Annotated in this window: 12 protein-coding genes; 6 read left to right on the top strand and 6 right to left on the bottom strand. The window is 40.0% G+C overall.

The genetic code is table 11. The features are described 5' to 3' along the window. Window position 1: 1 nt before the first annotated feature. Window positions 2–898 carry a DUF6999 family protein gene (locus AC0L7T_RS25890; RefSeq protein WP_473339511.1) on the top strand — a complete coding sequence of 299 codons (897 nt, stop codon included), beginning with the start codon at window positions 2–4 and terminating at the stop codon, window positions 896–898. Between the two features lie 89 nt (window positions 899–987). Here the strand turns inward: AC0L7T_RS25890 and AC0L7T_RS25885 are convergent, their stop codons facing one another. Further along, complete coding sequence (locus AC0L7T_RS25885) at window positions 988–1,983, bottom strand: YhdH/YhfP family quinone oxidoreductase (protein ID WP_473339510.1); 996 nt, start codon at window positions 1,981–1,983, stop codon at window positions 988–990. 262 nt (window positions 1,984–2,245) lie between these two features. Continuing rightward, window positions 2,246–2,623: a winged helix-turn-helix transcriptional regulator gene (locus AC0L7T_RS25880; protein WP_473339508.1), complete on the bottom strand. Its 378-nt coding sequence runs from the start codon at window positions 2,621–2,623 to the stop codon at window positions 2,246–2,248. A gap of 160 nt (window positions 2,624–2,783) precedes the next feature. Here AC0L7T_RS25880 and AC0L7T_RS25875 point away from each other — a divergent pair, with 160 nt between their 5' ends. Next, window positions 2,784–3,629, top strand: coding sequence for an SDR family oxidoreductase (locus tag AC0L7T_RS25875; RefSeq protein WP_473339506.1), 846 nt, complete (start codon window positions 2,784–2,786; stop codon window positions 3,627–3,629). 210 nt (window positions 3,630–3,839) lie between these two features. Here the strand turns inward: AC0L7T_RS25875 and AC0L7T_RS25870 are convergent, their stop codons facing one another. From AC0L7T_RS25870 to AC0L7T_RS25855, 4 genes are all read right to left on the bottom strand, one after another. Beyond that, complete coding sequence (locus tag AC0L7T_RS25870) at window positions 3,840–4,835, bottom strand: ion channel (RefSeq protein WP_473339505.1); 996 nt, start codon at window positions 4,833–4,835, stop codon at window positions 3,840–3,842. 408 nt (window positions 4,836–5,243) lie between these two features. Beyond that, a complete protein-coding gene (locus tag AC0L7T_RS25865; protein WP_473339504.1) occupies window positions 5,244–5,996 on the bottom strand; it encodes an SDR family oxidoreductase in 753 nt (250 codons plus the stop codon). Between the two features lie 9 nt (window positions 5,997–6,005). Next, window positions 6,006–6,971, bottom strand: a complete 966-nt coding sequence (gene denD, locus AC0L7T_RS25860; protein ID WP_473339502.1) for a D-erythronate dehydrogenase — start codon at window positions 6,969–6,971, stop codon at window positions 6,006–6,008. Window positions 6,972–6,987: 16 nt separating this feature from the next. Continuing rightward, on the bottom strand, window positions 6,988–8,349 hold the full coding sequence (locus tag AC0L7T_RS25855) for a GntP family permease (protein WP_473339501.1): 1,362 nt from the start codon (window positions 8,347–8,349) through the stop codon (window positions 6,988–6,990). A gap of 177 nt (window positions 8,350–8,526) precedes the next feature. Here AC0L7T_RS25855 and AC0L7T_RS25850 point away from each other — a divergent pair, with 177 nt between their 5' ends. The 4 genes from AC0L7T_RS25850 (at window position 8,527) to uvrA (ending at window position 15,027) form a co-directional block, all read left to right on the top strand. After that, the gene (locus tag AC0L7T_RS25850) at window positions 8,527–9,243 is read left to right on the top strand and encodes an LOG family protein (protein WP_473339500.1); all 717 of its coding nucleotides are present in this window, start codon (window positions 8,527–8,529) and stop codon (window positions 9,241–9,243) included. Between the two features lie 4 nt (window positions 9,244–9,247). Beyond that, complete coding sequence (locus tag AC0L7T_RS25845) at window positions 9,248–10,189, top strand: lytic transglycosylase domain-containing protein (protein ID WP_473339499.1); 942 nt, start codon at window positions 9,248–9,250, stop codon at window positions 10,187–10,189. A 61-nt stretch (window positions 10,190–10,250) separates the two neighbouring features. Next, entirely contained in the window at window positions 10,251–11,918 is a 1,668-nt protein-coding gene (locus AC0L7T_RS25840; RefSeq protein WP_473339497.1) for a hypothetical protein, read from the top strand. Between the two features lie 259 nt (window positions 11,919–12,177). Continuing rightward, window positions 12,178–15,027, top strand: coding sequence for an excinuclease ABC subunit UvrA (gene uvrA / locus AC0L7T_RS25835; protein ID WP_473339496.1), 2,850 nt, complete (start codon window positions 12,178–12,180; stop codon window positions 15,025–15,027). Window positions 15,028–15,537 lie beyond the last annotated feature (510 nt).

Here is a 15,537-nt window from a genome sequence, read left to right as displayed (position 1 = left end):
TATGAAAGACAATATATTAGATTTATCGAAACATGATGAAAGGGATCCCAATCCTTGGTTGGCCTTATTTCTTGATGATAGCATTCCGATTAACCAAACCACCAAGTTGGTTTTAATGAGGGACAATTCTTCCAGATCCGTAAGGTACTTGCTGCCTTTTATAGAAGTAGGATCTAAGATCACCATGTTCTTTATTCATATTTTTAAGTTTTTCTTTCCCAAACTTATCAATTCTTCCAAAGTCCTTCATAGGATCTTGGCTTGGGGACTCAAGCGTTTTGTAAGCCCGGATGCCAATTTGCTTATCTTTAGGCATTTCCATATTGGTACAGAGATATTACAATTTATTGGAGGCAATATTCCGAAAGTTGAAATTGCAGGAAGTCCCCTTAAACCGCGGAATTTTGAGGATGTAAAAGACGACCTGTTTTTAAAACATGATTTGAACTTGTACAACTTTGTGATTCTCTTGAACCGCCAATTGCGGGAAAAAAACATAACCATAGGCCCGCCAGAACAGATGGACTTAAGTATGATCACTGAGGATCAATTTGATCATATTGATTTCCCTGACCGGTGGACAAATATTCTGGACCTGCGATCAGCCATAGAACTTTTCACTCCTTTCTATCAACTGTTCCTTACCTCCAATGACTTTATCAGGGCTTCCAATTCTTTGCAATTGGATGAAACTATCGCCATTTATGCTTCTCAAATCCTGGGTACACCAGGCCATCTCGGTTTGATCAACAACAAACACCCCATGGTTCCTGTCACCACCTACAGTGCAGCTTATAGGTTGGTGCTCCATGGACTAGCTGCTGAAACGCTGCATGAAGTTTTGGTGAAAATGAAGTTGAATAAAAATGCTGATGGGGTGGTGATGCCAAAGAGATGAAAATAAATCAGGCTTATGCAATGGCTTATTTATCGCATAAGCCTGATTTAGGGATCTGTTAACGCTATTTTTAGCGTATTTCTGCTCGCTTACTCTGCTAACTTTACTACGATTCTTCCTTTTAATTTTCCTTTAAGCATTAGTGCTATTTTTTCAGGCAACGCATCAAGTGTTATTTCATCACAAGTAGCCGTCAATTGTGAAGGTTTCCAATCTTTGGCCAATTTGTTCCAAACTTGCTCTCTGTAGCGCATAGGGTAATTCTGCGAATCGATTCCAATAAGCGAAATACCCCTTAGAATAAATGGGAAAACGGTCAAGCTTAGGTTAGGGGAGGCCACATTGCCACAACAGGTAATGGCGCCCATAGAAGATGTGGATTTAATAATGTTCTCAAGAATAACACCTCCAACGGTATCTATTCCGCCCGCACAAAGGGGTTTTAACAAAGGGCGTTTGTCTAAATTTTCGAAATCAGCACGTAATATAATTTCATTTGCCCCTAATTCCATCAGGTAATCTTTTTCATGCTCTTTGCCAGTGATGGCCACAACAGTGTAACCCAATTTAGAAAGGATCGCCACACTCAATGCGCCAACTCCACCCGAAGCGCCAGAAACCATTATTTTGCCATCCTCGGGTTTCACCAATTCGGTGAGTCGCAATACGGACATTCCTGCGGTTAAGCCTGCTGTTCCATAAATCATTGCCTCTTTCATGCCCAGGTTTTCGGGTAACTTTACTGCCCATTCTGCAGGAACCCGAATGTATTCACTGAATCCACCAGAGGTATTCATCCCGAGATCATAGCTGGTAACAATTACCTTGTCTCCAACACTAAAAGCTGCATTTTCAGTTTCAGCAATAACACCTACAGCATCAATGCCGGGTGTGTGTGGGAAATTTCTCGTAACCCCTTTATTCCCAGAAGCGGAAAGTGCATCCTTGTAATTAAGGGAGGAGTAGGAAACTTTGATTAGCAAATCACCCTTAGGTAGCGCTTCAATATTTCTTGTTTTAATGGATCCTATAAATTCTCCATCCTTTTCTTCTACAACAAAGGCCTTAAATTCTTGGTCATTCATATACTGCTATTTTTAGTTTTTTGGGGTTAATAAAGCTTTGATATCGTATTTGATAAATAATTCTGAATCAGTTAGCAACTAGACCAAATGCATTTCCACAATTTGTGTGCCTCTTAGGTTTAATACCCATTATAAAAACTACAATACCTCCTCCTTTTGGCTTACTCTACCTCAAAGTTGGTGGTGGGAGTGCTGCTAAAACAGGTTTTGATTTTGGAAAGCGTTCAAAGAGGGATCTTATAATGTCTTTTGCATAAAGTTTCTAAGCATTAACCTTTACGTATTGCTGTCTGGAAGCCTTAATGTCACTCATATTATTGTTGGCCCATTCCGTTAAGGCCAATAGGTGCGGCAGGAGGGATTTACCCCTCGGGGTCAATTCATACTCTACTTTTGGGGGTATTTGAGGAAAGACGGTTCGCTTCACCAAACCATCAGATTCCAGAGACTTTAAAGTTACTGTAAGCATTTTTTGAGATATTGTTCCAATGGATTTATGGATCTCGTTAAAGCGCAATACTTGCTCTTCTGCCAATACCAAAATTATTAGCATGGACCATTTATCACCTATCCTGTCTATTACATTTCGAACGGGGCAATTCTCTATATTTCCCTTTTTTTCAAATATTTTTTCACTCATAACTTGTTGATTTATTGCATTACTTACCTTAAAGTAAGTATCCTACTCGTACGTAAGTTATTGTTTAATAAATACTTACTATTTACCTTTGACTTACCAAAAGTAACTAGAATACTTTAGGTAAGCAAAAGTAATTGTGTTTAAAATAAAACTTAAAAAGATGAAAATAGCAGTAACAGGAGCATCAGGACAACTTGGACGTTTGATAATTGAAGATTTGAAAGAAAAAACGTCGGTAGAAAATATTGTGGCCTTGGTTCGAGACCCACAAAAGATTGCAGATTTAGGTGTGGAGGCAAGGAAATTTGATTATGATAATCCAGCTCTACTATCAGAAGCCTTAAAGGGAATTGACAAACTTTTGTTGATTTCGGGTAGTGAAATTGGAAAACGATTGTCACAACATACCAATGTGATCGAAGCAGCAAAAAATGCAGGAGTTAAGATAATCGCTTATACCAGTCTTTTAAAAGCTGACACTTCAACACTAGGTCTTGCAGGGGAGCATATTGGTACGGAAGAAGTATTGAAAAAATCAGGTGTCCCTTATGTAATTCTACGTAATGGTTGGTATACCGAGAATTATACCGGATCGCTTCAACAAGTAATTGGTTTAGGGACTTTGTACGGAAGTTCTGGAGATGGAAAGATTTCTTCTGCTACCCGAGAAGATTATGCAGCAGCGGCAGCTACAGTACTAACCTCAGAAGGCCAGGAAGGGAAAATGTATAAACTTGCCGGTGACGAAGCTTTCACCATGAGTGACTATGCGGCTGAAATAAGTCGTCAAGCCGGAAAAGAAATCCCTTATGTAAATTTACCCGAGAATGACTATGCCCAGGCGCTTGTAAAAGGTGGCTTGCCAGAAGGTTTTGCCCAGTTTTTGGCTTCAAGTCATGTTTCTACAGAAAAAGGAGATTTGTTCGATGATGGTCACCAACTTTCAAAATTGATCGGCAGACCAAGCACCTCTTTAAGCAAAGCCATATCAGCTGCATTGGCATAATTAAATTGGAAGACAATCAAAAAGGTTACAACTGCTGAAAGGCAAAGTTGTAACCTTTTTTTTAGGAACAGCATAGCATTGCTATGACTCAGTTTGGTTTGAGATTGAATATTCGCGGTGGCTTGTACGCCTTGAAATCGGAAAACATCCTATAAACCAATAATTCCCCCAATTTCCACTTTTTAAGCAATACCCACTTTATCAATGGTTTCAACCAACTAATTCCTCCCATTCCCATCCATCATTTTTGACTAGACTAGCAATAAATGCTCTTCGGTCTTTAATTTTATGTAGCAGGTTATTTGCAGTAGTCTCAGTTACTGAGATATTAAGTGAGTGTAAATTTTCCTTGTAAGGAAAATCAGGAATGTCTCCTTTTTTAAATGAATAGGAATTGTTTATCACCTTCAAATATTTATCCATTGCCATCCGTAAATTTTTCCAGATATAGGCCTTATCAGATTGATCAATATTGTAAATCTCTTGGATACTTAATGCCTCATCTAGCTTGGCAAGATTGAGTTGGGGAGAATATTTTGGATTATCAGAGTGGAAATACAACAATACAGGGTAAGCCAATTGTTGCTCGCACTGCATTAGAATCATGGGATACAAGTCCTTGAATTGCTCATGAAGTATATCAAAATTGCCTCCATTCCAGCCGTTTAAGATTATGTCAGTCGGAGTTTTTCCGAGGTTTGAAATATAGGTGGCCAGCATACGCTGTTTCACCACCGCATTCATCAGAGGAATAAAATAAGAAATGGCTATGGACAGTAAGAACATACCGTTTAAACCTGTGAAATTTGAAATTATTCGCCAAAAATCATTCCCGGTTTTCAGATCACCATTGCCAAGTGATGTTAGGGTGTAACCGACATAATAAAATTTTGCTGGGATGCTGGCAGATTGCTCTGTTGAAGTTTCTACAATTGAATTGATATCTGAATTGTAAATAAGTCCATACCCAATCATAAGCAGTACTGCCCAAAGTGTAAATAATGTTATGACGATTAGCGCACCGATATTGCTTAAAATAGATTTTCGTGAAAATTTTTCTGAAACAAATACACTAACACTCCAAACTTTTCTCGCCACGAAATTTGAAATTTTACTTCCTCCATTTATTCGGAGAATGGTAGAAAGAGCATCTATATTCGTTACAATAACTATAGCCACTCCGCTTAAAAGTAAAATAATGTTCATTGATATATTGGTTAATTTCACAAAATTTCCCTGAGGTTTTACAATCGGTCTAAGCTTGCTTACCACTTTAAAAGCGTGTAATTTGTTGGTTGACCCTTGTCCAACACTTTCTTAGTATACAAAGAGTTATGTTTACCTGATTCCAGCAGAGCATTGTTTTGGTTAGACTTCTTGCAGACTTTTAACGGTTTCTCTACTGCTGACTAATTCTAGCAAAAATGCTTCCATAAACAGGCTCGTTCCATCAAAAAAATGCGGACATAGAATTTTAGGCATGCTAGAAAGGTATTTGAGCCCGAATCTTCAGCAGTTTCAATAATTAGTAATGGCTCAGTATTGTTTGAGGTTTAAAAAAGGGACTTTAAAAGCGTCGAGTTGTAATCGTTCTACTAGCCAATAGCCATCCAATCACCCTCGCCCTATATACGGCATGCCATTGGCCATGATGGTCATAAAGGGGATATTGGCGGCAGGAGGGAGGCTGGCCATATAGACGATGGCCCTGCCTATTTCATTGACGTCCATGGTGGGCTCTACTTTTCGGGAGCCATCTGCTTGTAGGGTACCTTCTTCCATTTTTTTGGTCATGTCACTTTTGGCATTGCCAATGTCTATCTGACTGCAGGTAATGTTTTGATCTCTTCCATCAAGAATAGTGGATTGGGTCAGTCCTGTTACTGCATGTTTGCTTGCTGTATAAGCCACGGACATTGGCCTGGGGACATGGGCGGAGATAGAGCCATTGTTGATGATACGACCACCTTTTGGGTTTTGGGACTTCATTAATTTAAAGGCTCGTTGGGTGCAAAGAAATGCTCCCGTAAGGTTGGTGTCGATTACCTTTTTCCAATCTTCATAACTCAAGTCTTCCAATGGGACTGCTGGGGCATTGATCCCTGCATTGTTAAAAAGCAAGTCTAAACGTCCATACTTTTCCCGGACTTTATCAAACAATGCATTCACACTTTTAGGTGATGTGATGTCTGTGGGGAAAATTAGAACATCGTCTTGGCCACAAATTTTGGCGGTTTCCTCCAGCGTTTCTTTTCTTCTTCCGGTTAATATGAGTGTCCAATTGTCCTTGGCCAGGGCTTTCGCCACGGCTCTTCCTATACCTGAACCTGCTCCGGTGATTAGCGCAGTTTTTATCGTAGTCTTCATAAATTGGGCTTATTTTTCGGGTACCTGTATGTGCTCTTCCTGAATGTAATTGGTGATGATTTCTTTGGTGTCTTTATCAGATGTGAATCCAAGTGAATCTGCCTTTTTGGTGTCAAAATTTGGAGGCCAAGTAAGCACAATGCTTTGAAGAAAGGCATCCGGTTCATAGGAGATAAGGTCGGTTATGCCTTTATGGGTAACCTGTTCCAGACTATCGATCATCTCCTGTACGCTTACAGTTATGCCAGGAAGGTTAATGGTTCGGTCGTCTCCAATGTCTTTGGCGGATAATTTGGCGGCATGAATGAAATTCCTGACCACTTGTTTGGGTGAGAGTATCCAAAAAGGGGATGAAGGAGCAACGGGGTAACTTGTAGGCTTGCCGTTTAAAGGTTCCCGAATGATGCTACTTAAAAAAGAGGAGGTCGCTGCATTTGGTTTTCCCGGCCTAACGGTGATGGTTGGAAGTCTTAGGCATCTGCCATCTACAAAACCACGTCGACTGAAATCATTCATGAGTAAATCTACCATGGCTTTCTGGGTGCCATAGGAGCTTTTGGGTTTAGGTGCTGTATTTTCCGTGAGTACTTGATTCACATCACCACCAAAGATCCCACAGGAGCTGGCAAATACCACTTTTGGACAGTAAGCCAATTGCCTGCATTTTTCTAGCAGGTGCAGGGAGCCGAATAAATTTACCCGCATTCCCAGGTCAAAGTTTTTTTCTGCTTCACCACTGACCACAGCCGCAAGGTGAAATATCAGTTCGGGCTTTTTCTCTAATAATGGATTGATCAGCGAGGGGTCGCTAAAATCTCCTGCAATGCATTCAAATCCTGGATTATTTTTGATGTTGTCCAAAAAGGCCTGGTCAACCAGCGTTATTTTCCCTTTGGATTCTGGGTGTTGCTGGAGCCATTCTGTAGCGAGTCTGCTACCAATAAATCCGCCTCCTCCTATGATCAGTACATTCATGTATTTGGGTTTATGATTAGACAAAAGGGAATATGTAGGAAAGCAACCAAACCTGCGCCATGCCTACCAATGAAATGGAAGCGAGCAGAAAGGTCCAGGTTTTAAGGGCTTCTTTTTCAGTTAGGCCGCTCATTCTTGCTACCACCCAAAACGCACTGTCATTCATCCAGGAAATAAAGAGTGAGCCAAAGCCCATGGCCATTAATAAGTAGACAGGGTGGAAACTCAGGGATTGGCCATCTCCTATTAGGGCAGACATAATGGCCACACTGGAAATCATCGCAACAGTTCCCGATCCCTGAGCAGTTTTAAGCACTGCAGCTATCAGCCATGCAAGGGGGATAAAATGCAAAGGGAAATTTTCTGTAGCCAATCTAATGGCCTCTCCTATGCCGCTGTTGTTGATCATGGCGCCATATGCACCACCCGCACTCGTGATAAGGATGATTATACCTCCTATTTCCAAAGGCTTTCCAACTTTGGACCACAGTTCCCTGGAGGCCATTTTTTCAGATTTGGCCCACAAATACAAGGCTGCAGCTGCTCCGGTGGCCATAGCTAAATTTTTATTGCCAATAAATACCAGCCATTCAGGAACATGGCCAGTTATGGCCTGAACCATCGTACCTGAACCAATCATAAGAATGGGTAAAACGATGGGAGCAAGGGCCCAAGTCAAAGATATCTGAGAAGCATCCCCAGCATTGACTGGAAGTGATATCCGGATGGGAACATCCATTTTTTCATTGATTCTTTTAGCAATAAACAATACCACTAGTGCGGGAACAATTCCTAAAATCATTCCAGAAAGGATCACCGTTCCCAACTCTATCCCCAGACTTTCGGCCATAATAAGTGGGCCAGGTGTAGGAGGAACGATACTATGGGTAATGGCCGCTCCACCGCCGATGGCCATTACATAAAGGATATAATTTTTACCTGTTTTAAGGGCCAGGCTAATGCCCAAGGGGATAAGCAAGAAAAAAACCGTATCTAAAAAAACAGGGATCGAGAGCAAAAATGCAGCGATAAGCAAGGCTAAAGCGGCTTGTTTTTCGCCCAGTTTATTTAGCAATTGGGTAACGATTTTCTCTGCCGCGCCACTCTCCAACATCGCTGTACCAATTATTGCTGCCAAGGCAATCACCCAAGCTATTTTCCCTGCCATAATACCAAAAGCAATCATGGGTTCATCGAGAGCAGCATTGATGCCTTTGCTCTCCATTAGGTCTGGTGTCAAAAGGCCCACATAGACAGCGGCAGCTACCAGGGCAATAAAAGGGTGAAATTTAAATTTGGAAACCAAAACTACGACCAGCGCAATACTGGTCAATAGAATGGCAAATGGCCAAAAGTCAGCATGATAAATTGATTCCATACTTTAAATAAGGGAAAATATTCTGAAATCTAATGGTTGGGCATTTTAAAATCGAAATTTTAAGATAAAGATTTTCATTTTTTGTATAAAAGTCGTTTGTTTGCTCAATTCGGATGGTTTACATTGGGAAAAAGTTTCTGGTTTTATTTTAAATGTGAAAAATTTGATTGAGATACCATGGAAGATGGAAAAGAGGAGGATAAAATAAGAAGAGCATTTAAGGAAAAAGACTGGGCAGAAATTAAGAGTGCCGATTCCTGGGTTATATTTAAAGTCATTAGTGAATTTGTTGAAGGGTTTGAAAAGCTCGCCAAAATTGGGCCATGTGTTTCCATTTTCGGGTCTGCGAGAACAAAGTCAGATCACCATAATTTTCATAAAGCTGAGGAAATTGCGGCCAAGCTTGTGAGGCATGGTTATGGAGTGATAACAGGGGGTGGTCCAGGGATCATGGAAGCAGGAAATAAAGGTGCTCATTCAGAAAAAGGAAAGTCTGTAGGATTAAATATTGTCTTGCCTTTTGAGCAATTCAATAATATTTATATAGACCCAGACAAACTGCTTACATTTGATTACTTTTTTGTTCGTAAGGTGATGTTTACCAAATATTCTCAGGGATTTATCGTTTTGCCAGGAGGTTTTGGGACAATGGATGAATTGTTTGAAGCTTTGACCCTTATACAAACCAAGAAGATCGGTCGTTTTCCGATTGTCCTTGTAGGGAAGGCTTATTGGGAAGGGTTGATCGAATGGATCAAGACCACCATGTTGGAATCCAATGCCAATATCAATAAAGAAGACCTCAATCTTTTTGTACTTGTAGACTCTGCCGATGATGCCGTGGGTGCCATAGACGATTTTTATAACAAGTATCTTTTGTCTCCAAATTATTAAGACTTTGAAAAAAAAGCATACGTATAACCTGTATTTCCTTGTAACATTGCAGTTCATAATTATTGGCTATTTGCTTTTTCAAAGCAAGGAAGAAAAGCCTGAGCCAAAAGCAGAGGAAGGGGCAGTTGCCGAATTGCGGGCTGGAAAGACGAGAACGAATCCGCGAGTTCGGATTTTTGACCTTCCTGATAAGCCCGAGTTTGCAGGCGAAAAAGCACCTATTGATCAGCCTGATGTATTCGAAAGATACGAGAGGGAAATTTATGTCAACGCTTATTGGGAGTCAAATGCATTGTTGATGCTCAAGAGAGCAGGCAAGTATTTTCCTTTTATCGAACAGACATTAAAAGAAAATGGTATCCCTGATGATTTTAAGTATGTGGCTGTCATTGAGTCAGGCTTGTTAAATGTCACCTCACCAGTGGGAGCCAAAGGTTTCTGGCAATTTATGAAAGGAACTGCTGGAGATTTTGGACTGCAGGTTAATCGGGACGTGGATGAAAGGTACCATTTTGAAAAATCCACGGTGGCTGCCTGTAAATACATTCGTGCTGCCTATGGCAAATTTGGAAATTGGACCAGTGTAGCTGCCAGCTATAATATGGGAATGGCAGGCATTGCCAGAAGGAAAAACCAGCAGCTCAGTCCTGATTATTACAATCTTTATCTCAATGAAGAAACCAGTAGGTATATTTTCAGAATCCTTGCAATGAAGGAAATATTTGAAAATCAAAGCAAGTATGGTTTTGAGCTTCAAAATGAAGATTTGTACGCCTTACCACCCCTTAGGGAAATAAAAATCACTGAAAGCATTGACAATCTAGCTGAATGGGCCATAAAACAGAAGAGCAATTATAAGGAGGTTAAAATTTATAATCCCTGGTTAATCAATTCTAAACTTAATGTACGAAAAGGCCAATCTTATATAATAAAATTGCCTTTGTAAAAACCTTTTGTGTAGGAAATGGTTTTTTGGTTATCTTAAATTGTAAATAGAATCTCTTCTTATGAAAAAACCTATCATTATTACCTTCGTCATTGGGCTGGTTTTGCTTGGTTTTTTTTATTTACTGCCTGTTTTGGTCAATAATTATCTCAACAAGAACGCTGAGCGTATTGTAAGTAATATGATCGTTCGTACCAGCGATTTTGTAGGGCATGAGGTCAATTTTGGGAAAATCAGACTGGATTATAATTATCGTGGTACCTTTTTAAAAATGGACTCGGTAAATATTTATCCCGGGAAGGAATTGATGGAGGAGGATAAAATCAAATTCAACCTTTCTTTCAAGGAAGCCAGCCTAACAGGTTTTCGGTGGGTAGATTTTTTGTTTTACAATAGCATTCAACTAGATTCTGCCTATATCGCCGATGTGGTTTTGGAAACGATAACCCCAGACCTGGAGGAAATCGCCGATAAGATGGGGCAGGACAATGGAAATCAAGGAGAGAATTACAAGATGATTGCACTCAATCATTTTCGGATCAATAAAGCTTCTTTTGTAAATAAAGACAGCGAAACAGATTCCACCAGGTTATTGATAAATGACCTATTTATTTTTGCAGATGGTTTTACCCTTAGTGATGAGGATCTTGAAAGTCAGGAGGCCCTGTTTTCTGTCAATAATATTGAGGGGTATTTGGGAGAGGTCCAGCTTCATGTCAATGACTATATAAATGTAGTGGAAGCCAATGATTTATCCTTCAATACATCAGAGCAGAAATTGAGTATTGAAAAGGCAGCCTTTAAAAACAAAATGCGCAAATATTCCTATATCAACAGGTTTGAAAAGGAAACCAATTGGATGGAGTTTAACAATGCAAGGCTTGAAATATCTGGAATGGATTTTCAATCCTATTTCAGGCAGGGCAAAATTGCAGCAGACAATGTGCAATTGGATCATTTGGAACTAGAGGTTTTTAGGGACAAAAGGAAAGTAGAGGACACCACAAAAAGGCCTAAAATGATCCATGATATTATCAATGGATTGCCCAAAAGCATATGGTTAAAGGCGATTAACTTTGAGAACACTACCATTACCTATCAGGAGCGGCCGGACACCAAAGCGCTTTCTTCAGGAAAGATATTTTTCGACCAGGTCAATGGAGAAATTTTAGGGTTCACAAACTATGCCGAAAAGCTTTCACAAAATGATACCCTAAGAATAACTGCTAAAGGAAGATTAATGGGCGAGGGGCAGATTGATATGCAGGCAGATTATCTGATAAATGATAAGGGTGGGAAATTTCTACTGGAGGGAACTGTAGGTCCAATGGATCTTACCAGTCTTAATAACATGATCATGCCGGCCACAAGGGTGGCACTAAAGCAAGGTAAATTAGATAATCTTTACTTTAATATTGTGGCAAATGACCTTGAAGGTACAGGAGACGTTGTAGCAAGATATTCAGATTTGAAAATAGAAATCCTGGATAAAAACTATGAACGAAACAACAATGTTTTTAGAGATATTGGTGCCTTTCTTGCCAATAAGCTTGTAATTAGAACGCATAACCCTCAAAAATCAGGAGATCTACGGAAAGGAGAGGTGTATTTTCTGAGAGAGAAACACAAGTTTATTTTCCATTATTGGTGGAACCTGATATTAAGTGGACTGAAATCAACCATTACAGGTGACACAGAGCAGGATCTTCGAGAGAAGGCAACCGACTAGATCCTTTGCTTTAAAATGAACCATTTATCTTGTTTTAGGATTATCCTAGTTATGTTCTTTTTAGTCGGACTTAAAGAATGCTTATAACCAACTCAGGTGATCCCTTAGGATCGGAAAGGGTTGTGGAATAAGGTAATTCATCGTCCTATTTAGGATTGAAAAAGACAAAATTTGTCAAGTGCTAGGACAATAAATTTAGCAACAATTAGAATAGTTAATACCTTATTCAGGTTAAACAATACAAGCGAAAATCTATCCGATGTCAGCAGAAAATCAACCTTCTCAAGAACATATTGAAATATATGGGGCCAGAGAGCATAACCTCAAGAACCTCGATCTTACTTTACCCAGGAATAAATTAGTGGTCATTACAGGATTGAGTGGTAGTGGCAAAAGCTCATTGGCATTCGATACCATTTATGCGGAAGGCCAAAGACGTTATATGGAAAGTTTTTCTGCTTATGCCCGATCATTTTTGGGTGGTATGGAAAGACCAGATGTAGACAAAATCAATGGGCTTTCTCCAGTAATTTCCATCGAGCAAAAAACCACTTCAAAAAATCCGAGATCTACGGTAGGAACAGTTACTGAGATTTATGATTTTATGCGTCTTTTATACGCCAGATCAGGTGAGGCTTATTCTTATCTCTCCGGAGAAAAGATGGTTCGGCAGACAGAAGATCAAATTATTGATCAGATTTTTAATAATTTTTTGAATAAGAAGCTATCAATACTTGCGCCTGTTGTAAAAGGCAGAAAAGGTCATTACCGCGAATTGTTTGAGCAGGTTCGTAAAATGGGCTACTCAAAAGTCAGGATAGATGGAGAGATAGTAGAGGTAGAGCCTAAAATGCAAGTGGACCGTTACAAGATCCACGATATAGAAATTGTTGTAGACAGGGTACTTGCAGAGGAAGGGGATCGGTATAGGATTTCTCAGTCTCTAAAAACAGCATTGCAACATGGAAAAGGGGTAATGATGTTGCTTGATGAGGAAGATAATATTCATCATTTTTCAAAGTACCTGATGGACCCGCTTACTGGGTTGAGTTATGATGAGCCGGCTCCAAATTCGTTCTCCTTCAATAGTCCTTATGGGGCTTGTCCTTCTTGTAATGGCCTGGGAGTGATCGAAGAAATTACCCGAGAAAGTGTTATTCCAGATCCATCTTTAAGTATTAGTCGTGGAGGCATAGCACCTTTGGGGGAATACAGAGATATTTGGATTTTCAAAAAAATTGAAGCCATACTTAAGCGTTATACAGGTAGTCTGGCAACACCCATAGAAAAACTGGATGAAAAGGTAATCCAGATCTTATTGTATGGGGATAAAATGGACGTGGCCGTTGACTCTGTGAAATACCCAGGGACAAAATGGAACACCACCTTTGAGGGAATTCTTAATTTTCTTCAGAAACAAAAAGAGGGAGGATCTGATAAAATTCAGAAATGGATCTCTGATTTCACCAGCACCCGTCAATGTCCCGAATGTGAGGGCTATAGGTTAAAGAAAGAAGCCCTTCATTTTAAGATAGCAGAAAAGCATATTGGTGAATTGGCGCAAATGGATATCACCACACTTGGCGAGTGGTTTGCAAATATAGAGGAAAGGATGACAGAGCGTCAGAAGATCATTGGCGCGGAGGTATTGAAGGAGATCAGGAAAAGAATCGGGTTTTTGCTGGACATAGGCTTGAATTACCTTTCACTTAATCGACCTTTGCGGACCCTGTCTGGAGGGGAGGCCCAAAGGATTCGACTGGCTACTCAAATAGGAACCCAACTGGTGGGCGTGCTTTATATTTTGGATGAGCCAAGTATAGGTTTGCACCAAAGAGACAATGTGAAGTTGACACATGCCCTCAAAGACCTACGGGACCTGGGAAATTCAGTGATCGTAGTAGAACATGACAAGGACATGATGATGGAGGCTGATTATGTGCTAGACATAGGTCCCGGAGCAGGTCGTCATGGTGGTCACATTGTAGCAAGTGGTACTCCTGAGGAAATTTTAGCCTCCAATAGTCTTACAGCTAACTATCTCAATGGCGTACTAAGCATTCCGGTCCCTGATAAAAGAAGAAAAGGCTCTGGCAAGAAGTTAAAATTAAAAGGCGCTAGTGGAAATAATCTTAAAAATGTAAACCTGGAAATCCCATTGGGAACCATGGTTTGTGTGACAGGTGTATCGGGTTCTGGGAAAAGTTCTCTTATTCATGAGACCCTATATCCGTTACTTAACAGGCAGTTCTATAACTCCAAAAAAGAGCCTTTGCCCTATAAAGAAATAAGCGGCCTGGAGCATTTGGATAAAGTAATAGAGGTTGATCAATCTCCTATAGGGCGGACGCCAAGATCCAATCCGGCGACCTATACAGGTGTTTTTACCGACATCAGGGCCTTGTTTACAGACTTGCCAGAATCTAAGATTAGAGGTTACAAGCCGGGTAGATTTTCCTTTAATGTTAAAGGAGGTCGTTGCGAGGATTGTGAAGGTGGAGGAATGAAGTTGATTGAAATGGATTTTCTTCCCGACGTTCATATTCCCTGTGAAACCTGTAAAGGGAAGCGCTATAATCGGGAAACTTTGGAGGTGAGATTCAAGGGCAAGTCTATTGCTGACATATTAGACATGACTGTGGAGCAGGCAGTGGCCTTTTTTGAACACATACCAAAGATTTTAAGGAAAATACAAACCCTGCATGATGTTGGGTTGGATTATATAACGTTAGGCCAACATGCCACCACTCTGTCTGGTGGAGAAGCCCAGCGGGTAAAACTAGCCACGGAGCTCTCCAAGAAAGACACTGGAAAAACCTTTTATATCTTGGATGAGCCCACAACGGGATTACATTTCAAAGACATCGGTTTGCTTTTGGGCGTACTTCAACAATTGGTCGACAAAGGAAATACGGTGCTAATTATTGAGCACAATATGGATGTCATAAAAGTGGTGGATTATGTCATAGACCTTGGGCCAGAAGGGGGTGAGAAGGGTGGAGAAATTCTTTTTAGTGGAAGTCCTGAAAAATTGGCCAAGCACCCTAGTAGTCATACCGCTAAATTTTTAAAAGAGGAATTGAAGAAAAAAGAAGATGTAGCTGTATAATTGAGGTAAATGGCTGTCCTGATCTAGTGAAGGAGGAAACGAATTCAATCTAAAATCGAGATAGTATCACCTTAACAAACAAAAATAAGCTGAGACAGCGAATCTTTTTGGGAAAAGGTTCGCTGTCTCAGCTTTCTTCATTTAAAACTCTCCCTAAACCTACTGATGATGCTTTTTTCTTTGAAAATACATCAGCTAAGGTGATTAATAAAAAGGGACTCATTTTTTCGACACACCCCATATTTGTCATATTACATTTTTTACCTTACAAGAAGTTGTGTGGCGTACTTTTTTAACTTATTGAAGTATCAGAAAGTGTAAATCTGGCATTTCTTTCAATGGTCAAGGGGAAATCTTTATAGCTAAGCGACTGATTTTTAAGCGTTGTTAACACGCAGAGGCACCTTAAAGCCCTATTTTACTTTTAATGTTAAGGGAAGATTAATTCTCCCAATTTTATTTTAAAATTTCATAATTCGTTTTTTTATAGGGTAGTAGATTTTTGAGCCA

Source organism: Cyclobacterium sp. 10D3-21, from assembly GCF_055809755.1.
This window is presented reverse-complemented; position numbering and strand designations above follow the sequence as displayed.